The organism is Streptomyces sp. NPDC101234 (assembly GCF_044767525.1).
GTDB classification, from domain to species: domain Bacteria; phylum Actinomycetota; class Actinomycetes; order Streptomycetales; family Streptomycetaceae; genus Streptomyces; species Streptomyces sasae.
This window is the reverse complement of sequence record NZ_JBIWOA010000045.1, coordinates 68431-89054: the sequence shown is the minus strand read 5'-3', so window position 1 is coordinate 89054 and position 20624 is coordinate 68431. Positions and strand designations below refer to the sequence as shown.

The following is a 20624-nucleotide window of genomic DNA, read 5'->3' as shown; positions in this document are numbered from 1 at the left end:
AGCGGCCATAGGCCCGCTTGAGCCGTGTGCGCTGGAAGGCGCAAGCACGGTTCTGAGGGGGCGGGGACGCAGCGATGCGTCCCCGCTACCCGACCGGGGTGGGCTGTCCGAGGCTTGATCACAAACGCGAGAAGTGCTCCTGACCTGTAACGATAGGACTTGCTGAGGGTCCTGTTGGCTGCAAGGAAAGAAGCACTTCCCAGGTGAAGTACTCGGGCCGGGATGGTCAGTGTGAGAGAACGGGCGCAAGCCCCTTCACGCTGGGGTCAACCGCAGTCCCGGACAGAGAGCGGCGTAGTCGATCGCGGGTCAGAGCCGGTTCCGTCCCGGAATCCCGGTAGTCGGCCCCCGGGTACTTGCGGCCGCGCGCCCGGCTCTGCAACGATCCGCTCACGGTCTCGCCGAGACGCGGCAAAGGGCCGGGGAGACGCAGGCCGCTCGGATCCTGCGGCGCCAGAATGCAGTGGGGTGGGGGATGAGCGTGGGGGAGCGCGTCACCTGCGGGGCGGAGCCATGGGCGTCACCCCGCTGATCCTGTTCGGTGGACCGGTCGCCGTCGGAACGGCTGCGGGGTACCTCAGCGGTGGCCGCCTGAGGAGGCTGCTGGGCGTACGGCTGCGATGGCTGTGGCTGCTGTGGGCCGCGGGCGCCGTGCAAATTGCGCAGCTGGCTACCGCGAGCCTTCCCTCCGCTACCGGACATCATCTCAGAGCACCGCTGCTTGCCGTGGCTTTCGGCCTTGCCCTGCTCTGGCTGGGCGTCAACGCCCGAGGCAGGACGTGGCCGTTGAAGACGGGGGTGGGAATGGCACTCACCGGTGCCGCTCTCAACGCCCTGCCGATCGCGGTCAACGGCCGGATGCCCTACAGCCTCTCCGCGGCGGCCGACGCCGGGCTACCCGCCGGGTCCCAGACGGCCAAGAACGTGCCGGCCGGGCGCGGCACCCGTCTGCTCGCCCTGGGCGACACCATCCCCGTTCCGCCTCTGCACGCGGTCGTCAGTATCGGCGACGTGCTCCTGGCGATCGCCGCGGCCCTGCTCATCGCAACCGCCATGCACCACCCCGGCAACGCCACTCGAGAAGGAAAGCAGCCATGTCCCACACCTTCACTTGGCAGCGCCTCGCGCTGACCGCGTTCACCCTGGCCTCGGTCGCCATGCTCCTCTACACCCTCGGCGCCCCCGACTGGAGCGGAGGCTGACAGCCGCCAGCGGACACACTCCGACACCACCGGCTTCAAGGAGACTTCAATGCTTCGGGTCATCCCATGGCAACGCGTCGCGCTGATCGCGTTCACCCTGGCCTCGGTCGCCGCCCTCCTCTACACCCTCGGCGCCCCCGAATTCGGCGGCGGCTGACCAGTCGGCTTGCTCCACACTCAGGTCCTGCCCTCCGCTGAACAGCGCGCCCCCGACACGGCAGCCTTCGGCCGTGTCCGAACAGATCGAGCCCCACCCCGCCGTGGAAGAGGGGGTGGGGCTCGGATTAGCCGCACGCTTTCAAGAAGGCGGCCGTCCGAAGGATGATCAAATAAGCGAGGAGTGCCTCTGAGCTGGGACGATAGGGCTTGTCGAAGGTCCTGTTCGTCGCCAAGAAAGAGGCACTCCCCAGGTGAAGAAGCGTAGCGGGTCGTACCCGCCTGTCCGCGTTGAGGGCAACGGCCGTGCGGTGGTCTCGCAAGCAGGGGCGGTCCTGCTGGTGGAGACGGTCCGTAAGACCGGCCTGGATCAGGCGATAACCGCGGCCCTGGCGCCGTGGTGAAAGCCGCGGGCGGTGCACGACCCGGGCGAGATCCTGCTCGACCTTGCACTGGCAACCGCCCTGGGCGGGGACTGCCTGGCCGATGTCGCGATGCTGCGGGCCGAACCGGCCCTCTTCGGGCCGGTGGCCTCCGACCCGACCGCCTCCCGCCTGGTCGACACGCTTGCCGCAGCGGGCGCTCGGGCACTGGCCGCCATCCGCACCGCGCGAACCGAAGTCCGCGACCGTATCTGGCAGTTGGCCGGGCCCGACGCTCCGCACGCCGACGGGCAGGTGATCGTGGACATCGACGGCGTGCTGGTGCTGGCCCACTCCGACAAGGAGGATGCCACGCGGACCTGGAAGAAGACCTGGGGCCACCACCCGCTCATGGCCTTCGTCGACCACGGACGCGGCGGGACCGGGGAGCCCGTCGCGGGGCTGCTGCGGCCGGGCAGGGCGGGCAGCAACACCGCCGCCGACCACATCGCGACCACCCGCATGGCGCTGGCCCAGCTGCCGGGGAAGTTCCGGCGCGGTCGGCGCACCCTGATCCGCACCGACTCCGCCGGCGGTACCCACAAGTTCCTCGACTGGCTCACCGCGCGCGGCCGGTGGCTGTCGTACTCGGTGGGCATGACCATCACCGAGCAGATCCATCAGGCGGTGCTGCAGGTTCCCGCCTCGGCGTGGACGCCGGCCGGTGAACCCGGCGGCGAGATCCGTGACGGTGCCTGGGTCGCCGAGCTCGCCGGAGATGTCCTGGACGGCTGGCCCAAGGGCATGCGGCTGATCGTCCGCAAGGAACGCCCGCACCCCGGCGCCCAGTTGCGCTTCACCGATGCCGACGGCATGCGCCTGACCGCGTTCGCCACCAACACCAAGGACGCCGCGATCGCGGCACTGGAGCTGCGGCACCGCCAGCGGGCCCGCACCGAGGACCGCATCCGCGCCGCCCGCGCCACCGGCCTGCGCAACCTTCCCCTCCACGACGCCGCGCAGAACCAGATCTGGCTGGAGATCGTCCAGATCGCCCTCGACCTGCTGGCCTGGATGCCAATGCTCGCCCTGACCGGCAAAGCCCGGCTGTGGGAACCCCGCCGCCTGCGGCTACGGCTGTTCTCCGCCGCCGCCCAGCTGGTCACCACCGGACGGCGCCGCATCCTCCGCCTCGCCAAGCACTGGCCCTGGACCGGCGTGATCACCGACGCCCTGCAACGGCTCGCGGCCCTGCCGAACCCCGGCTGACCAGCGGCCACCCGTCCCTACGAGCAGCACCACCCGCCCGGGGCCGTGGAACCCGGCGCCCACCCGACGCGACAGCCGGGCCCCCGACCTGCCCACGAGCAGAAATCTCCGCCCCGAACGAGCAGGGAGGGTCCGTCAGCAAACTGACGGACCCTCATGCAAGATCGAGGCTACTGAACTTGAATGGGTGATGTCGGGCTGGTCGGCTGCACTTGGTTCCTGCTGAGACGTGGGTCAGATGTGGGCTCTGATCTGCTTCACCGGGTGCCCGAGTGTGTCGCTGATAGTGGCCAACTCTTCCTCGCCGAACCAGTCACGTTCAGGGTTCCAGATGGCGATCTTGAAGCGGGCGAAGCCGCACGGCCAGTCGTAGTCCAGCACGTCCAGCGACGTGTCGGCGCCGCAGCAGGGCACTTTCACGGCCAAGGTGGCGAAGCCGTCCTCGCAGTGGGTTTCCAACAGGTCGGCGTACCACTCGGTGTCGATCGAGGCGCCGCAGTGCGGGCAGCCGATCCGTTCCAGGTTGTCGCCGCAGTCGACGGGGGTGAGGGTGTCGTGCCAGGTGACGTCGATCTCGACCTCCACGCCATCGGGCAGGCCGGGAGTGAGATCCGCGGCGAGCGCGGCAGTCCGCTCGGCCGCCGCCCGGTCGGGCTGCCACTGGGGATCGGTCGGAATGATCGACAGGACGTCGTCGCTCACGGGCTCACTCAATTCGTCGGGCACAGCCGTTCGGTGGGGTGCCGCGATCGTAGGGCCACGTGTCGGCCGACCGTTCCCTGGGTTCGTTACTCGTCGATGGCAAGGCCGGTACCGGCGAGACAGCCGTCGACTATGTCCGGTCGGTACTGGATCTGCTTGAGCCTGCGCTTGACGGCCTTGGTGATCTGGGTGAGGTCGGCCGCGGCGAGGTTGCCGACCTCTCGCTTGACCAGCGACCAGATGCCTTCTTGCGGGTTGAGGTCAGGTGCGTATGCGGGCAGTTGGAAGATGGTGAGCCAGTGCACGTTCGCGGCGGCCCACTCCCTCATCCCGGCGGTCAGGTGCAGGCGCACGTTGTCCCAGACGAGCACGATCGGGCCGCCAAGCTGGATGCGGGCTCGGACAAGCAGGTCGCGCAGATCGCGCCAGCCGAAGCCCTTCGGCTCGTCTTTGCGGCCGCGGTACTCGCGGACGGCGTAGATCAGCCGCGACCGTTTCCCCCGCCTATAGCAGACCATTCCTGCCATCGAGACCCGTCCGGATCCCCGGCCGCGGACGCTCACCACCGGAGTGCGGCCGACCCGGCCCCAGGTCCTGGCACGCGGCGGCGCCATCGATTGCCCGGCCTCGTCCTGGAAGACGATCCAGGCCCCGAGCGCCGCCGCGGTGCTCTTACCCGCGGCCAGACCTCCTTCTTCCACAGCTCGACGGCTTCGTCATCGCGCTCGATCGCCCGCCGAGCAGGCTGCTGCCAAGACCAGCCGTGCCGCTTCAACAACTGCCAGGTGCCCTCCACGGTGTACGAGACACGGAAGAGGCGGCCGATCAAGGTCTTCACCCGCGCCAGCGTCCACCGCTGATCTGCCCAGCCGTGGACCAGCGGTCCCCGCTCCAACTCACGTTCCAGCCTGTCGACCTGGGCCGCACCAAGCTTGGGCCGTCCCGGCGAGCCTGCGGACAGCAGTCCCGCCTCGCCCCGCTCCCGCCATGCCCGGCGCCATCGCTCAACCGACCGCTCACTGACCCGCAGCGCGGCCGCGATCTCCCGGTTCTTATCCTCGCGTTTGAAGCGTTCCACGGCCTGCAGCCTGACCCGCTCCCGAGCGGCCCTCCCCGCAGCGGTCAGCCCGCCGCCCTGCGCGTACCTCACACCCAGATGGCTACCAGTGCCAGTCAGCACCCGTCAGGCAAACCGACCGACTTCACCCGTTCAAGTTCAGTAGCGTTGCGGATCAGGGGCATTAAATCCAGCTGTTTGCCCCGTCAGGATTTCATATTGCATGTCATTGAAATTGATCTCGGGATGCCTAGGTGAGGTGATGCTTCCGAGCCATCCGAACGCGAATGCTGCAGGGACGGAAACTAGACCTGGAGTCTGGAACGGATACCAGTCGAAGCTTGCATCCGGCCAGAGTGCGAACTCGGATCCTGAGACGATGGGCGAGAAGACCGTGAGGACAGTGCAGAGTATCAGCGCACTGTAGACGGACCACAGCAGTCCTCTGCTGTTGAATCGACGCCAGAAGAAAGAATAGATCAATGGGGGGAATACGCACGAAGCGGCAACGCTTATAGAAAAGGCGACTAGGAACTCCGTCGGATACCGCTGGACAGCGGCGGCCAGTGACAGGCCCACTGCGCAGACTGCGATGGCAGCCAGGCGCAGTGCTTGCACCTCTTCGGTATCGCCACGGTGGCTCTTGCCTTGCGCAAAAATGTCGTGCGCGAGGGAGACGGCGGCAGCAAACGTGACACTGGTGACGCCCGTGAGCACGGTGAGGAAGACGACGCATGCCATGACGGTGATGAGTACGACGCGTCCTGTCGAACCGCTACCGAGTACGGCAGAGGCCAACTGGATCGGGGACGACTGGCCAGTGGCGTCGACGGCGCCGATGGCTCGCGCACCCAATACGGCCGCTGATGCGAAGCCGACGGCGATCAGAAGCAGGACGAAGACGCCGACCAATGCTGTGGCGACACTCATGGATCGCCGCGCGGTGCGCCCGCTTCGGGAGGCACCGATCCGCAGGATCAGATGAGGCATGACGGCCGTACCGAGGATGAAGACCAGGTGATTGCTCAGCGTGTTGAATGATCCGAGGCTCGCCGTGTACGGCCACAGCCCCGGCCTCAGATACTGGTTCGGCGCCATGCTCTGCCCCACCGCTGCCGAGAGCAGGGACCCGGGATCCCACGCGAATTTCCGCAGGGCGAACAGTGCGATCACCGCAAGCGTCACCAAGGTGATCGGTACCTTGGCGATGTGCATGAAACCGTTTCCCCTGAGGCCCGCGATCGCTGCGAAACAGGCGACGAGACAACCCATCAGAATGGTGCAAGCGACTTGGGCACCGTAGGTCGATGTGCCGATCAGGAAGGCTGTGCTAATGCCGGCGGCACGCAGTTGGATGATGAGAAGGGGAATCGTGATGGCCAGAGTGACGATGGCCGCGGCGATTCGCGGACCCGAACCTGAAGCCCGCAATGAGAAGAGGTCACCGAGGGTGTAACGACCGCTGTTGCGTATTTTCTGCGCGAGCAGCAGCAGTACACCTAGCGGGATCAGAACGTCGAGGGAGTACGTGAACCCGTCGTAACCGAACAGGGCGATACCCCCGGAGACCGTCAACAGCGTGACCACCGAGATCTGTTCGCCGGCCATGGCGAATCCGTTCAAAACCGGGGACAGAGTCCTGTCCGCGATATAGAGCCCTTCCGGGGTGTCCTTCTCTGCTGTGGCGAGCGCGAAGAGCCACAGCAGAGACACTCCGATGAAGACGAAGAACGCAATGATCACAGGGCGTCTCACGGTGGAACCGATGGAGTCGATGGCACCCGAGCTCAGGATGATGTTCAGGGTCACCGCTTCACCGCTCCGACCTGTTCGCAGGGGCAGCACCCGACATCCCGATGTGGAGCGCGTCGGCCAAAAGTGACTGCTCCAGAGGGTCTACTGATCGTGCACTTCGACTCTCGTACAACCAGGCAGTGGCGACGAAGAGTGCGCATTGCAGGATGCCCCAGACCAGGCCCAGAGTGACCTTCCCATACACCGCCACTGCGGGGATGTCGGTGAAGCAGGAGAGCGTGATGCCGACGGCGAAGGGAACCGTGTTGACGAGAAGGAAGCTGCGCTGCGCACGATGCGCTGTCTCGCGGAGCTTGTCCATTCGTTGGACCTGCACTCCGTCGAGCGTGGGGCGTGTTGCTGGTTGGCGACCAGGGGGAGTTTGAGGGATGTGCGGATGCACAAGGCCTCCAGACGGTAAGGGTGGGTAACGGCGCAACGCGCGGCGTTCCGATGCCCCGGCGGGGAATCTGCGGTCGGCGACAGAAAAGGCGATGATGAGCAAGGGCCCAAGGATGTGGGCCCTCCGGCCGAAGCGCGGTACGTAGAACAGACGGTCTGCTCGCAACTGTCGCCACTCGATACACAGGGTGCTGTGTCAGGTGCTTGGCGAATGAACGAGCGCGTCGGCAAGGACGGACACGGGCTGCGAAGCCCCAACACGTTCTCGCGGAAGCGTGCGCCTACTCACAAGGTGCTGTTGCTGTGATGCGCCACGTTGTGTCCAGGAGAATCGCGGATCTTGTGATGGCCTGTCAACAACCCGTCACTTGTGTGAGACATGTCACGTCGGTGGGGCGTTCCGTTGCGTCAGGTGCGTGGCGCGGCTTCGTGCCCCACATGAATGGGCCCGCCATCGTCCAGTACGGCTTCATGTCTGTCGCAGACAGAGGTGCCATTCACGCACGCCGGCTATCTGCTGTCGTGTACCGAGCGGATGAGCGTCATCAACGGCATCGCGCAGATCTGGTCACGCGGAGCTTGATGGGCGTTCGGCGCCGGCCTCCTGCTGGCGGACGCCTATCCCGACCGGCACGTGCTCGGATTTGGCGGCGGACAGGGGCCGGAGACCGAGGTGAACATATGTCTGATGCGTAGATCTATCATGTCAAAATGACGCATACCGTACAGGCGCGCGAGATCCTTGGGCCGGGCGCGTTCCTGGGCGTCGAGCACGCGGTGCTGTTCGAGTCGGAGCCTGAAAAGGCCCGGGCGATCGCGCGTAAGCATTTGCACATCTATCTCAACTCGGCCTACAAGGTCGCGAAGTTCCGTCGACTTGGCTACTCGGAGGAGGAGATCGCCGGCGGCAGCGATCGCATTGTCGACGACCTCGTGTTCTGGGGTGACGTTGACACCATCGTGGAGAAGCTCCACGGGCATGTCGAGGCGGGCGCCGACCACGTCGCGGTGCAGGTGAGCGGGATCGAGCCGGGTGAGTCCGCGATGCCGTACTGACGCATGCTCGGCGAGGCACTTCTGTGACCAGGGGGCTATAGCAAGGCCCCCTCCGGTTCGTCGTCAGGTACCTCGCCGCTTCCGGGCCATGAGACAGCGTCCTTGCGGTCCCTGGCCTTATGCGTCACGCGGTCAGGGACCGCAATTCCTTGTGAGGGCTGTCGCATGTCGCGACGATTATCCCGTCTGGCCCTGTGACGGGGCCGGACCGGGGGTAGGGGGCGCGGTATGTCGGCGCGCGCGCAGTTGCCTGGGGGTTTCGCCATACCACCGTCGGCAGGCACGCGTGTAGCTGCTGGTCTCGGAATATCCGAGCATGGTCGCGATCTGTGAGACCTGCATGCCTGTGGCGGAGAGATCCCATGCCATCTCGCGCCGCACGTCGTCGAGGATTTCCTCGAAGGACATGCCCGACTCGGCGAGTCTGCGCTGGAGCACCCGTGGATGCACGGACATCGCCCTCGCGACCGTGACAAGGTCGGCCTGGTTGACGGCGAGGAGCCGCTGGGTCATCTCACGCACGTGATCGGGGACCGCCAGGTCGGGCCGCACGCGGACGAGGTAGTGCTCGGCCAGCGCGAGCGCCGCTGAGTCCCTGCCGCGGATCGGCTGGTTCAACGAATTCGGAGGGAGGTGTACGGAGTTCACCTCCCGCTGGAACTCGACCGGGCACCTGAACATCTCGCGATAGGCCTCCATGGGTGAGACGCGTTGATGCTGCAGCGTGACGCGTAGGGGAACGAAGGACTCGCCGAGCATCAACCGGAAGGCGTCCATCGCGATACCAAGGCCCTTCTCGACCATCTGCTCGCGATGAGTGAGCCGACGCACGTTGGTCGAGTACGTGAAAATCGCCGCGTCCGGTTCGCGGATCAGTGCGGTGGAGTCAGAGGGTGCGAGATGGTGCAGGTACTGCGAAACCCCTTCGATCGCCGCCGCCACCGTCTCCGCGTTGCGGATGATGACCGCGATGGGACCGAGCATCTGGATGCCCTGCCTGCGGGCCAGACGCATCCCGAAATCGGGGCAGTGGAGCACTTGGGCCGCGTCCCCGATCACGGCTGCCACCGAGGAGTAGGGGAGGAAGGTGTCGTAGTCACCGGCGGCCGCGGGATCGACGCCGTGGGTACGCAGGAGCGTGTCCGGGTCGCCGCCCAGGCTGGATACCACTTCGGCGACGTTGAGGAGTGCGAGACCGCGGATCAGGATGGTCACAGTCGTCAAGTGTCAACTAATAGTCGCATGAGGACAAGTTCGAGTGGCTCTGTCGGTGTCAGCATCCTCATCGACGTCACCTCCCCAGCGTGACGATCTCGGTCTTCGAGGAAGCAGACAGAGCCATGCAAAACCAAGGTCAAACAAGACAAACTCTCGTCAGCGGTTTCGGTGGCGTCGGCGTGAGGAGGATCTCATGTCGATGAAGGCAGTCGTCATGATCAACAGCGGCCTCGAGGTAGTTGAGACGTCGCTCCCGCAGCCGGGCCCCGGGGAAGCCCTGGTCAAGGTCCTCGCGGCAGGAATCTGCGGCAGCGACCTGCACTGTGTCACCCACGGTGCCCAGCTGCTGGACAGCGCCAAAGAGGCGGCCGGGGTGGAGCTGTTCAAGCTCGACGAGCCGGTCGTCCTCGGCCACGAGTTCTGTGCCGAGATCGTCGAGTACGGCCCCGGCTGTCGCGAGACGCTCGCCCCTGGCAGCCGTGTCGTATCGGTACCGTTCCTGCTCCGCCCGGAACCGGTGACCATCGGATTCGGAGGTCCCGCCACCCCCGGCGCGTATGCCGAGTACATGCTCCTGTCCGAGGACCTCCTGGTTCCGGTGCCCGACCATGTGTCGAACGACCTCGCCACGCTCGCCGAACCGCTCGCGGTCGCCCTACACGCGGTCAACCGCGGTGACCTGGGGCCGAACGACGTGCCGCTCGTGATCGGCTGCGGCCCCATCGGACTCGCGGTGATCGCGGTGCTGAAGATGCGCGGCATCGGCCCGATCGTCGCGTCGGACTTCTCGCCGTCACGCAGAGCGATGGCCACCGCCCTGGGTGCCGATATCGTGGTCGACCCGCGCGAGACGTCGCCCTATGAGTCGTGGCAGCAGGCCGCAGCCTCTTCCGACCCGGAGCAGTGGGGCCGTCAGACCCCGATGTTCCCGGGGGCGGGGTTCCGTCCGTCCGTCGTCTTCGAGTGCGTCGGCGTGCCGGGGATTCTCCAGCAGATCCTCTCGGGAGCGGCGCCCTGTTCGAAGGTCGTCGTCGCGGGCCTGTGCATGGTGCAGGACTTCCTCTACCCGAGCTTCGCGATCATGAAGGAGATCGACCTGGCCTTCTGCATCTCCTACACGCCCGAGGAGTTCGCTCAGGCGCTGGGGCACATCGCCTCCGGAGAGCTGCAGGTCGAGGCGTTCATCACCAGCCGCGTTGGGCTCGACGAAGTGCCTGAGGCGTTCGTGAGGCTGGGCGACCCCGAGAAGGACGCCAAGATCATCGTCCACCCGTGAGCTGACCCAGTCCAATCGCCCTCGCGTCCGCTGATGACGGCGGAAGCCGGCTCGGTGGGCTGAGGCAATCATGAGAAAGCAGGCATCCACCATGACCGCTCAAGTCACCGCAGACAAGGTCCCGGTCGCCTCGCTCCCGCAGACCGAACTGCTCACGGTCAACGTGAACGAGATCCCCGTCCTGAAGGACTCGCTCGGCCCCGGGATCGACTTTCAGCCGCTGTTCCTCGATCCCGAAATCGGTGTCTGGGTGATCATCGGCACGTTCGCGCCCGGTGTGGAGCTGCCGATCCACCTCCACACGGGCCCGGTGCACGGATACACCCTCAAGGGAGAATGGATCTACAAGGAGTATCCGGACCAGCCTCAGACCGCTGGTTCGTACCTCTACGAGCCGGCCTCCTCGGTCCATACCTTCGCCGTCCCGGAGACGACCACCGAGCCCACGGTCGTGCTGTTCATCGTGTACGGAGCCAATGTCGGTTTCACCGACGAGGGCCAGTTCCACTCGGTCCTCGATGCCGTCTCCGTCCAGAAGCTGACCGAGCACTGCGCCCAGGCGCAGGGCCTGGGAGCCATCAAGTACCTGACCGGTGGGACGGCCAAGTACACCGACGCTTAGCCACGCAGCGGCGGTACGGGCATCGGATCGCGGGGCGAACCGGTGCCCGCACCGTCCTCATCCGGGGTGGCGTGACGGGACCACGCCACCCCGAACAATTTCTGTTGCCATTAAGCAGCATGGAGACCGCACATGCCTCTGTCTGAATGGGAAGAGCGCACCGTCCGCGTCAACGGACAGCGCATCCACCTGAGAATCGCCGGCACGTCCGGCCCGATCGTACTGTTGGTCCATGGCTTCCCCGAGTCCTGGTACTCGTGGCGGCACCAGATGGACGCGCTGTCCGAAGCCGGCTACCGCGCCGTGGCGATGGACAAGCGAGGATACGGCCGCTCGTCCAAGCCCACTGACATGGCGGCCTACCGCATCACCGAGTCGGTCGCGGACTGCGTCGGTGTCGTCGAGGCCCTGGGCGAGTCGAGTGCCGTGATCGTCGGCCATGACTACGGAGCTCCGGTGGCGTGGGCCTCGGCGTGGACCCGGCCCGACGTATTCCGCGCGGTCGCGGCGTTGAGCGTGCCGTTCGGCGGCCGAGGCCAGTCGGGACTGCCGGGGAATCCCTTCGGCGAGCGGCGCCCGACCGAGGTCGCCAGAGAGCTGGCGGGCCCGGACATGCTCTTCTACCAGGAGTACTTCTCGCTTCCTGGCAGCGTTGCGCAGCGGGAGATCGAACAGGATGTGCGCTCCTGGGTCATCAGCGGCCTCTACAGCCTCTCCGCTTCCCGTCCCCTGCCCCCGGAGCTCGCCGGCGTCGACCTGACGACGCTTCCTCCAGAACACCTCCAGGCATTCGTACGGGGCACCATGTGTGTGCCGCGGACGGAGCAGTTCGGCGCGAGGCTGGAGCTGCCGGACAAGCTGCCCGACTGGCTCGACCAGGACGAGGTGGACTTCCTTGTGGCTGAGCTGGAGTACAGCGGACTGGCCGGGCCGCTGAGCTACTACCGGACCATCGATCTGAACTGGGAACTCCTCGGGGAATACCAGGGCAGGCCGGTGACCGTGCCCGCGCTCTTCATCGGGGGAGACCGCGACGTCGCGACGATCTGGAGCCAGGAAGCGGTCGCCCGGATCGGTGAACACGTCCACGACCTGCGGGGATCAGTCATCTTGGACAACTGCGGGCACTGGATCCAGCAGGAGCAGCCCGAGGCCGTCAACAGGGAACTGCTCACCTTCCTCGACAGCCTCTGACCCGCCTCGTCCGAAGGCGGACACACTGACCGGGCTGGGCGGCGGCGGTGAGGGTCGTCGCCCCCAGCCCCTCCGCTCCGCACGCGGGCGTGCGGAGGGGGAGGTGCTTTGTCCTGCCTTTACCCGTACATTTTGGGTTATGGGAATCGACGCCCATGCCTTCCTAGGCGATCTCGCTCGAAAGCTCGAGCCCAGAGCGGACGAGATGGTCGACGTAGTCCTGCAGACCTTGCGTAGGGAACTTCCCGAGCTGTGGGAATTCGACGACATCGCCGCTTTGGCACCGCTGGGCCTGGCCGGACACGTCGCCACAGCTCTGGAGCTGCTGCAGCGAGGCTTCGATGTGTCCAAGGTGACGACCCCGCCTGCGGCCATCGACTTCGCAGCCCGGCTTGCCGAGCACGGCGTGGAAATCAGTGAGCTCCTGCGCGTCTATCGACTCGTCCACGCAGGTCTGCTGCGTCTGTTCTATGAAGAGACGGCCCGTCTCACGAAGGACAGCGAGCTGATCAACGCGGTGACGACCACACTGAGCGACATCGCCTTCGAGTACGTCGATCGTTCCTCCGAGCAGGCCGTCGCGGCGTACCAGGAGGCACGCGACCGCTGGTTGCAAGGACGATTGATCGCGATCAACGAGGCCGGCAGGCGGATCGGGACCACCCTCGACATAACCCGTACCGCCCAGGAACTCGCCGATGTCGGCACCGATCAGTTCGCTGACCTCGTCACCGTCGATCTCCTTGAGTCTGCATTCCGAGATGAGGAAACACGCCCGGCGGCAGGCGGTGCCGTCCTGCGCCGGATCGCGCAGTCGGTCTCGGGCGCTCCCTTGGAACCGGCAGCCGTGACTCGGCAGGTGCGTGTCTACCCAGAAGGTTCGGAGCCGGCCCTCGCGCTGGACACCGGAAAACCCCTCAGGCTCCATGTCACGACTCCTGACGCTCCGGAATGGCTGGCCAATCCTGCAGATCAGGGAACCATCTCACGCACCGGTGGCATCCACTCCGTACTGTTGGTCCCGCTCTGGGCCCGCGGAGACCCCTTGGGTCTCGCCCAGTTCTTCCGCTATCGGACAGCGGACCCGTTCGGCGATGACGATCTGCTCCTGGCCCAGGAGATCGCGTCCAGAGCCGCGGTGAACATCGACAATGCCCGGCGCTACACCCAGGAGCGTTGCACGGCACTCACGCTCCAGCGCAGCTTGCTGCCGCAGCAGGTGCCGGAGGAGTCTGCCGTCGAAACAGCCTCCCGCTACCTGCCCAGCGGGTCCCGGGCAGGTGTCGGCGGTGACTGGTACGACGTGATCCCGCTCTCCGGCGCGCGTGTCGCCCTCGTCGTGGGCGATGTGGTCGGTCGCGGCCTCCAAGCCGCGGCGACCATGGGCAGACTTCGCACCGCCGTCCGTACTCTCGCGGACATCGACCTGACTCCCGACGAACTGCTGACACACCTCGACGACGTGGTGATCCGGCTACAGCGCGCGGAGGAACGCGGCATGGACGAGATCAGCGCCACGTGCCTGTACGCGGTCTACGACCCCGTCTCCCGCGTGTGCTCCCTGGCCAGCGCCGGACACGTCCTGCCGGCCGTGGTCACTCCCCGCGGTACGCCCGCCTCCCGAACCGTCGACTTTCCGAAGCTGCCGATCGGCCCACCACTGGGTCTGGGAGGCCTGCCCTTCGAGACCGCCCAGTTCGAAGTGGCACAAGGCAGCCTTCTGGTTCTGTACACCGATGGCCTCATCGAAAGTCGTGCACGCGACATAGACGCCGCACTCGCACTTTTGTGCGACGTATTGGAGCGGGCGCCGGCGTCTCTGGAGGAGACCTGCGACGGACTGGTCCACGCGCTGTTGCCCAGCCGGCCTGCCGACGACGTCGCGCTACTTGTCGCGCGCACTCTCGGGCTGGACGCAGACCATGTCGCCACACTGGATCTCCCCTCCGATCCGGCGGTGGTGTCCGACGCGCGCGCTTTCGCATCCGATCTGCTGTCCGCCTGGGGATTGGAAGAGATGGCATTCACCACTGAGCTCGTGGTCAGCGAGCTCGTGACGAACGCCATCCGCTACGGCCAGAGCCCCATCCAATTGCGGATGATCCTTCAGTCGACTCTGACATGCGAGGTTTCCGACGCCAGCGGCACCGCACCGCATCTGCGCCGCGCCCGGGACTTCGACGAGGGTGGCCGCGGCTTGCTCCTCGTCGCTCAGCTCACCGAGCGCTGGGGGACGCGCCACAACCGCGAAGGGAAGGTCATCTGGGCAGAACAGCTGATCCCGTCCGCCGTTGCCGGATAGCTCGCGGAGCGGGCAGGCGTGCTGGGGCGGTGGGCCGTATGCCGGCCCCCGGTCGGCCGGAGCCCGCCAGCCGGGTTGATCACGAACTTGAGGAGGCTGCTCCATGAGCAGCCCGCAACGAGGCTTTGTCGATCTTGCCGACCGCGTTCTTCGGGATCGCGTTCGCCACCAAGAACGAGGTCGGTCGCTTGTAACGGGTGAGGCTGCGCGCGCAGCGTTCTTCGAGCGATGTCAGATCGACGGTCCGTCCCGGCCGCGGTTGGACGTAGGCGACGACTACCTCGCCCCACTTTTCGTCGGGTACACCGATCACGGCGGCCTCGAGCACTGATGGATCCCCGGCCAGCACGTCCTCGATCTCCTTGGGGTAGATGTTCTCTCCGCCACGGATGATCATGTCCTTCGACCGTCCGACCAGGGTCAGATAGCCGTCGGCGTCGAGGTGGCCCACATCACCGGTGTGCAACCAGCTGTCGACGATGACGCGGGCGGTTTCGTCCGGCCGGCCGAGATAACCCCGCATGACATTGGCGCCCCGGACGATGACCTCGCCGTCCAGGCCACTGTTCACCTCCTCGCCGTCGGCGTCGACGATCCGAATCTCCTGGCCCGGAAAGGGAAGCCCCACGGTTCCGGCACGACGAGGGCCCGCGATGGGGTTGATCGTGGAGCCGCAGGTTCCTTCGGACAGCCCGTACCCCTCGACCAATGGGAATCCGTACCGTGACTCGAACCGGGTCAGCAACTCCTGGGAGGCTGGCGCCGCACCGCAGACCGCGAAGCGCAGGGACGACGTGTCGGGCCGGACGTCGGTCGGGAGCGCCGCGAGCATGTTGAAGATCGTGGGGACGGCACTGAAGAAGGTGGGGCGCTGCTGCTCGACGAGGTCGAAGAAGGTGCGGGGATCGAATCGGCCTGCGATGACGACACTGGCGCCGGCGAGCAGCGACATCAGGATGCTCACCACGATGCCGTTGACGTGGAAGAGCGGCAGGATGAGCAGGCAGCGGTCGGCCGGTCCGACCTCCAGGGACGCACGGCCCATCTCCGCCATGGCGTCGATGTTGGCGTGGTCGAGCATCACGCCCTTCGGCACTCCCGTCGTGCCGCTGGTGTAGATGAGGAGAGCCAGTGCGGACGAGTCCAGGAGCGGGTCTCGGTTCCACCCGGCCGCTTCCTCGTAGAGTTCGCCGACGGCGAGCGTGGCGACACCGTTCGTGACGACGGCCGCCTCGTCCTCGAGGACCAGGAGGGCTGCGCCGGAGTCATCGAGCTGTCGAGAGACCTCGACGTCGGTCATGCTCGGGTTGACCGGCGTGATGACGGCACCGAGCCGCCAGCCGGCGAACAGCAGGAGCACGAACTCGACGCGGTTCGTCAGCTTGAGGGCCAGGACGTCGCCGGGACGGATTCCCAGGTCCTCGAGATGGCGAGCCGTCGCCCTGACCCGGTTGAGCAGCTGAGCGTTGGTGAGCGACTGGCGCCCGTCCGATACTGCGAATCCCTGGGGGTCGAGATCGGCGCGACGGTCGGGCAGAGAAGCGAAATTCATGGCAGCGTACCTGTCTCGGTGTGATGCGACCGGCTCAATGTGTCGACGCGGCGGGCGCCGGGGCCAGCTGGCGGGTGAGGAACTCGACCTGGTCGCGCACCAAAGCCTCGAAGGTTTCGCCGGTGTAGAAATCGAAGTGGCCGGCGTCGTACCTCTTGATCTCCCCGAGGGGCGCCGTACGCGCGTACCGGAGGGTCTGGGCGGGGGGTGTGACCGAGTCCGTGTTGCTGACGCAGAAGAGGATCGGTGCGGTGACCTTCTTCGCCGCCCGTCCGGGCCGGTAGGCGGCGATGGTCGGGATCACTCGTGCCGCCACCTCGTTTCGGAACGCCTTGCCCGGAGGCTGCAGCGCCTCGTAGCCGGGCAGCGCGTCCGCGGCGTTCATGAGGGCCGGCGAACCGGGCGACGCGGCGATGGGCACCATCGCCGGCGCCCGGCCGCGCACCCGGGCCGCGAGATCCCGGGCCAGCACGGGCGTCATCCTGAGTGAGGCGACCGGGCCAAGCGCGAGAGCGGAGGCGAGACCGTCGGTGAACGGGCACTGGGCCACAGCCGCGCGCAGTTCGGGATGGCGTGCCGCCACGGTGATGGCGTGGCCACCGCCGAAGGAGCTGCCCCACACCGCGATGCGGGCGCGGTCGACGTCATGGCGGGTCTTGACGTAGTCGATCGCGGAGTCCCAGTCGGCGAGCTGGCGCTTGATCGACAGCAGCTGGCGAGGGTGGCCGCCGCTGTCGCCGAAGTGCCGGTAGGTAAAGGCCAGGGCGGCGATGCCCGCCTTCGCGAAGCGCTCGGCGAAGGCGTCCAGGCGCATCTCGCGGGTGGCACCCAGACCGTGTCCGAGGATGACGACAGGCGGGGAAGTGACGCCTACGGGCAGATAGAGCCATCCGGCACATCTGCTGTCGCCGGAGGGGAAGGTGACGTCGTGACGCACGAAAGGCTGCGGAGTGGTCATCGTCGTCTCACCGACCGCTCGCCGAGCGGAGCCCGGGCACGCGGCCCGAGGCGAGCGCCTCTGCGTAGGTGTCCGGATCGTAGAGCGGGAGTTCGCCGGTGGCCTGGGTTGTCGCGATGTAGTCGAGCATGAGCTCCTGCCCTTCCTTGGAGGTGACTCTCGTGAAGAACTCGGTGCGCTCCACGTGCAGGCCCTCCGGCAGCGACATCGAGCCGCCGAAGTACACCGCCCTCTTGGCGGCAGCGACGGAACCCTTGGACCGCGAGCCGAACCGCGCCGCGAGGGCGGCCGCCCTCGCGACTACCTCGTCCTGTGGCACCACCTCGTCGACGGCCCCATTGGCCAGAGCTTCCTCCGGGGTGAACGGCTTGCCTTCGAGGATCGCGACCAGGGACCTGTGAGTGCCGATCAGGCGGGTCAGCCGCTGGGTGCCGCCACCGCCCGGGATGATGCCCAGGAGGATTTCCGGCTGGCCGATGAAGAAGTCGCCGTCAGCCATGACCCGCAGATCGCACGCCCAGGCGAACTCCGCGCCGAGGCCCAGCGCCGAACCGTTGAGGGCGGCCACGAAGACGACTCCGCTGGCGTTCATCCGGAGGAACGTGGCGTGCAGACGGTCCAGCTGGATGGCTCCCCGCATCGGGGTCCTGGTCGCCATGGGCCCCAGCACGCGTGTCTGGTCCACGCCTCTGGCCACGCGTGCCACGGCGGAGGCACCGCGTCGGCCTACCGTGGGGCTGGCGGCGCCTTCTTGCTGCAGCCACTGGACCGCCGCATGGCTGACGAACCGCTCGGGATGTGCTCCTGTCAAGACGACGGCACGGATGCCCGGGTCGCTGTCGACCCGGTCCATCAGTTTGTCCAGCTGGTTGGCGATGTCGAGACCGAAGACACCGTGTGGGCCACCGTCGACCCGGACGATCAGGACAGCTCCGCGGTCCTCGATCGCCAGCTGGCCCTTGTCTTTGTATGGCATGGATTTTGCTCCCGTGCTGAGTTCGAGGGGAGAGAGGAGGAGCCTCGGTGCGTGGCCGAGGCGTGCATGGTGGGGGTACTGGGCGCCCGGCACAGCCCCTTGGGCCTGTCGGTGCTGCGGCAAGGCCGACATGTGTTGAAGCGCGTCCACGATGCACCGGAATGTGCCCGAGCGGTGCGCCGCTCGTGATGTGTATCCTGAGCTTGGCGGAATATAACCAAGTTATTTCAGGCGTCGCAACTTCGTGCGGGTGAATGTGTTACGTGAGGCTTGAGGTGGCTGTATAGCCAGGCGGAGGTTGAGGAAGATGGCTGGGCGGGCGAGAGTCGACGACGCGCCAGAGCGGCTTGTGCGGGCTGCCGTCGGCCTGCTGGCCGAACAAGGGCCGTCGGCCCTGAAAGTGCGTTCGGTGGCTGCCGCGAGCGGGCTGTCCACGATGGTGGTCTACAGTCACTTCGGCGGTATCCCCGAACTCATGCGTGCCGTCGCCGACCATGGATTCAGGGAACTCGGCAGAGCGTTCGCCCAGGTGCCGGTGACGGAGGATCCGATCGCGGAGCTCTTTGCCATGGCTTTGACCTGCCGTCGGGTGGCACGAGAAAACCCCCACCTCTATGACCTGATGTTCGGGCTTTCCGTGCGGACGACCTACCGGCCGCTGCCGGCTGCGGATCTTCGACCGAGCGGGCACTCGCCGACCTTCCGAGAAGCTCATGCCCATGTGGTCGCAGCGTGTGAACGGCTGGTCGAATCTGGCAGAGTCGAGCGCCAGGAGCCGGAGGCCATGGCTGCCCAGCTGTGGAGCCTCGTCCACGGTTACGTCACCCTTGAGTTGGCTGATCACTTCATTGAGTTCGAAGACGCGGTGCAGCAGGTCCTACTGCCTATGGGTGTGAACTTCTCTGTCGGGCTGGGCGACAGCCGGGAATGTGCCGAGGCCTCGCACAAGGTCGGTGCCCGCCTCTATGACTCGATCGTCGAGGGCCAATAGGAGCGGGTGTTTGAGCCCTGACCGGCGTGCGGCCAGGCGGACCTAGTCCCGTTTGGCGGAGGTGCCGGTACCTGGCGTGATTTGGTCGTGCCTTCCGAGAGCGGCGACCTCTCGTTCCAGGGTCGGAACCGTTCGGACGGCGAAGCGTCTCATCCAGGGCCACACCAGTGGCGAGTTCAGGGCCCCCTTCGCCCAGTTGGCTACGGCGACCGCGCGCGGGACGTACACGCGGCTGCGGCGACGTGCGAGCCCGTCAACGATTGCGGCGGCTGCCCGGTCCGCGCTCGTGGTGACGTTGCCGGGATAGGGCAGCCGCCGACGCAGGCCCTGGAACGAAGGAAGGTCTGCCTCGGCGCTCCGGACGAGGTCCGTGTCGATCCAGGAAGGATGCACGAGGCCGACCGTGATTCCGAGGTGAGCCACCTCCTGACGGTATGTCAAGGCGAGTAGTTCGGCTGCCGCCTTGCTCGCGCCGTAGGAGGCCATCGCGGCCAACGGCATGAAGGACAGCGCGGACGCCACGACCAATACGTGACCTCGACTGCGCTCCAGATGGGGCGTCGCGTACTTGAGGGTGCGGAAGACGCCATTCAGGTTGATGTCCAGGACCCGCTCGAACGAGGCCTCGTCAGTCTGTCGCACTGTCCCGTACGCCACGACTCCGGCGTTGGCGACGACGAGGTCCACGCCGCCCATGAGCTGTGCGGCGTCATCGATCGCCGACCGTAGAGCGGTGGCGTCGCGTACATCGGCCTCACGCCACGAAGCGGCAGGCCCCAGATCATGGGCGAGGTCCCGCAGCCGATCAGGCTCCAGCCCGATCAGGGTGACGCGAGCGCCACGCTCAGCGGCGATACGCGCGACCTTCTCACCGATGCCACGTGCCGCTCCGGTGACGACCAGCCTTCTGCCCAGCAAGTCACGTTTCATGGCGGCAACATAACTTCGTTATTGTTGGAACACAAGACATCTCGCGTATCGGCTGGCTTCTGTCGACCGGGCGGGTCTCGCAACTGGGTGAACCTATGCTGGTTGCCGTGAGACGGACATCCTTTGCGCAGTGGCCCAGTTCGATCGCGCGGACTACGGATCTGCTCGGTGACGCGTGGACGCCGTTGGTGCTGAGTGAGGCGTTTTGTGGAATCCGGCGCTTCAGCGCCTTCCAGGAGACGCTCGGGATCCCCCGTAACACGTTGACGGACCGGCTGCGCCGGCTGGTGGAGGAGGCCCTGCTGGAGAAGCGGCCGTACCAGACTCGGCCGGTCAGATATGACTACGTGCTCACCGAGAAGGGGCGCGACTTCCACGGGGTCCTGCTGGTCATGAACCGGTGGGGAGACCGCTGGCTGGCCGGTGAAGCGGGTCCGCCAATGGTCATGCGGCACGACGACTGCGGGCGACAGAGTCATGCCGAGGTAGTGTGCGCCGCCTGCGGCGAGCCGATGACTCCAGACAACACCCAACCCCTGACGGGGCCTGGCTATCCAGTACGTCCGGCTGAGCGGCCGGATGCACGCGCGCGCTTCGCCGACTGA

General features: G+C 66.5%; 18 protein-coding genes and 1 pseudogene. 9 read left to right on the top strand and 10 right to left on the bottom strand.

Features of this window, described 5'->3' with window-relative positions; genetic code table 11:
• Nucleotides 1-513 precede the first annotated feature (513 nt).
• Together ACIRR9_RS48235 and ACIRR9_RS48230 are read left to right on the top strand one after the other, a co-directional pair.
• Nucleotides 514-1131 carry a DUF5317 family protein gene (locus ACIRR9_RS48235; protein WP_403765999.1) on the top strand — a complete coding sequence of 206 codons (618 nt, stop codon included), beginning with the start codon at nucleotides 514-516 and terminating at the stop codon, nucleotides 1129-1131.
• Between the two features lie 481 nt (nucleotides 1132-1612).
• A pseudogene (locus ACIRR9_RS48230) lies at nucleotides 1613-2989 on the top strand (IS1380 family transposase).
• Nucleotides 2990-3223: 234 nt separating this feature from the next.
• Here the strand turns inward: ACIRR9_RS48230 and ACIRR9_RS48225 are convergent.
• The 5 genes from ACIRR9_RS48225 to ACIRR9_RS48205 all read right to left on the bottom strand — a co-directional run bounded on the left by ACIRR9_RS48225 (nucleotide 3224) and on the right by ACIRR9_RS48205 (nucleotide 6864).
• On the bottom strand, nucleotides 3224-3691 hold the full coding sequence (locus ACIRR9_RS48225; protein ID WP_403765996.1) for a hypothetical protein: 468 nt from the start codon (nucleotides 3689-3691) through the stop codon (nucleotides 3224-3226).
• 86 nt (nucleotides 3692-3777) lie between these two features.
• Nucleotides 3778-4305, bottom strand: coding sequence for a transposase (locus tag ACIRR9_RS48220; protein ID WP_403765993.1), 528 nt, complete (start codon nucleotides 4303-4305; stop codon nucleotides 3778-3780).
• Complete coding sequence (locus ACIRR9_RS48215) at nucleotides 4251-4841, bottom strand: winged helix-turn-helix domain-containing protein (protein ID WP_403765990.1); 591 nt, start codon at nucleotides 4839-4841, stop codon at nucleotides 4251-4253. The genes ACIRR9_RS48220 and ACIRR9_RS48215 overlap by 55 nt, the downstream gene beginning before the upstream one ends.
• Before the next feature lie 66 nt (nucleotides 4842-4907).
• Nucleotides 4908-6557, bottom strand: a complete 1650-nt coding sequence (locus ACIRR9_RS48210) for a cation acetate symporter (protein ID WP_403765987.1) — start codon at nucleotides 6555-6557, stop codon at nucleotides 4908-4910.
• A gap of 4 nt (nucleotides 6558-6561) precedes the next feature.
• Nucleotides 6562-6864 (bottom strand): DUF485 domain-containing protein, encoded by a 303-nt coding sequence (locus ACIRR9_RS48205; protein ID WP_403765984.1) that lies wholly within the window; start codon nucleotides 6862-6864, stop codon nucleotides 6562-6564.
• A 791-nt stretch (nucleotides 6865-7655) separates the two neighbouring features.
• On the opposite strand from ACIRR9_RS48205, the gene ACIRR9_RS48200 reads away from it, so the two are divergent.
• Nucleotides 7656-8000, top strand: a complete 345-nt coding sequence (locus ACIRR9_RS48200; protein ID WP_403765981.1) for a hypothetical protein — start codon at nucleotides 7656-7658, stop codon at nucleotides 7998-8000.
• Between the two features lie 177 nt (nucleotides 8001-8177).
• Here the strand turns inward: ACIRR9_RS48200 and ACIRR9_RS48195 are convergent, their stop codons facing one another.
• Nucleotides 8178-9215, bottom strand: coding sequence for an AraC family transcriptional regulator (locus ACIRR9_RS48195; protein ID WP_403765978.1), 1038 nt, complete (start codon nucleotides 9213-9215; stop codon nucleotides 8178-8180).
• A 196-nt stretch (nucleotides 9216-9411) separates the two neighbouring features.
• On the opposite strand from ACIRR9_RS48195, the gene ACIRR9_RS48190 reads away from it, so the two are divergent.
• The 4 genes from ACIRR9_RS48190 (at nucleotide 9412) to ACIRR9_RS48175 (ending at nucleotide 14612) form a co-directional block, all read left to right on the top strand.
• A complete protein-coding gene (locus tag ACIRR9_RS48190) occupies nucleotides 9412-10494 on the top strand; it encodes a zinc-binding dehydrogenase (protein ID WP_403765975.1) in 1083 nt (360 codons plus the stop codon).
• A gap of 91 nt (nucleotides 10495-10585) precedes the next feature.
• A complete protein-coding gene (locus ACIRR9_RS48185; RefSeq protein WP_403765972.1) occupies nucleotides 10586-11116 on the top strand; it encodes a 2,4'-dihydroxyacetophenone dioxygenase family protein in 531 nt (176 codons plus the stop codon).
• A gap of 132 nt (nucleotides 11117-11248) precedes the next feature.
• Nucleotides 11249-12310 carry an alpha/beta fold hydrolase gene (locus ACIRR9_RS48180; protein WP_403765969.1) on the top strand — a complete coding sequence of 354 codons (1062 nt, stop codon included), beginning with the start codon at nucleotides 11249-11251 and terminating at the stop codon, nucleotides 12308-12310.
• A gap of 139 nt (nucleotides 12311-12449) precedes the next feature.
• Entirely contained in the window at nucleotides 12450-14612 is a 2163-nt protein-coding gene (locus ACIRR9_RS48175) for a SpoIIE family protein phosphatase (RefSeq protein WP_403765966.1), read from the top strand.
• A 79-nt stretch (nucleotides 14613-14691) separates the two neighbouring features.
• Here ACIRR9_RS48175 and ACIRR9_RS48170 read toward each other — a convergent pair whose 3' ends face one another.
• The 3 genes from ACIRR9_RS48170 to ACIRR9_RS48160 are packed head-to-tail and all read right to left on the bottom strand — an operon-like array spanning nucleotide 14692 to nucleotide 18098.
• Nucleotides 14692-16164, bottom strand: coding sequence for a class I adenylate-forming enzyme family protein (locus ACIRR9_RS48170; RefSeq protein WP_403765963.1), 1473 nt, complete (start codon nucleotides 16162-16164; stop codon nucleotides 14692-14694).
• A gap of 34 nt (nucleotides 16165-16198) precedes the next feature.
• Nucleotides 16199-17122: an alpha/beta hydrolase gene (locus ACIRR9_RS48165; protein WP_403765960.1), complete on the bottom strand. Its 924-nt coding sequence runs from the start codon at nucleotides 17120-17122 to the stop codon at nucleotides 16199-16201.
• A 7-nt stretch (nucleotides 17123-17129) separates the two neighbouring features.
• Nucleotides 17130-18098 carry an enoyl-CoA hydratase/isomerase family protein gene (locus ACIRR9_RS48160; protein WP_403765957.1) on the bottom strand — a complete coding sequence of 323 codons (969 nt, stop codon included), beginning with the start codon at nucleotides 18096-18098 and terminating at the stop codon, nucleotides 17130-17132.
• A gap of 307 nt (nucleotides 18099-18405) precedes the next feature.
• Here ACIRR9_RS48160 and ACIRR9_RS48155 point away from each other — a divergent pair, with 307 nt between their 5' ends.
• Nucleotides 18406-19089 carry a TetR/AcrR family transcriptional regulator gene (locus ACIRR9_RS48155; RefSeq protein ID WP_403765954.1) on the top strand — a complete coding sequence of 228 codons (684 nt, stop codon included), beginning with the start codon at nucleotides 18406-18408 and terminating at the stop codon, nucleotides 19087-19089.
• 42 nt (nucleotides 19090-19131) lie between these two features.
• Here the strand turns inward: ACIRR9_RS48155 and ACIRR9_RS48150 are convergent, their stop codons facing one another.
• Entirely contained in the window at nucleotides 19132-20019 is an 888-nt protein-coding gene (locus ACIRR9_RS48150) for an SDR family oxidoreductase (protein WP_403765951.1), read from the bottom strand.
• A gap of 107 nt (nucleotides 20020-20126) precedes the next feature.
• Between ACIRR9_RS48150 and ACIRR9_RS48145 the strand changes: the two genes are divergently transcribed.
• Nucleotides 20127-20624 carry a winged helix-turn-helix transcriptional regulator gene (locus tag ACIRR9_RS48145; RefSeq protein WP_403765948.1) on the top strand — a complete coding sequence of 166 codons (498 nt, stop codon included), beginning with the start codon at nucleotides 20127-20129 and terminating at the stop codon, nucleotides 20622-20624.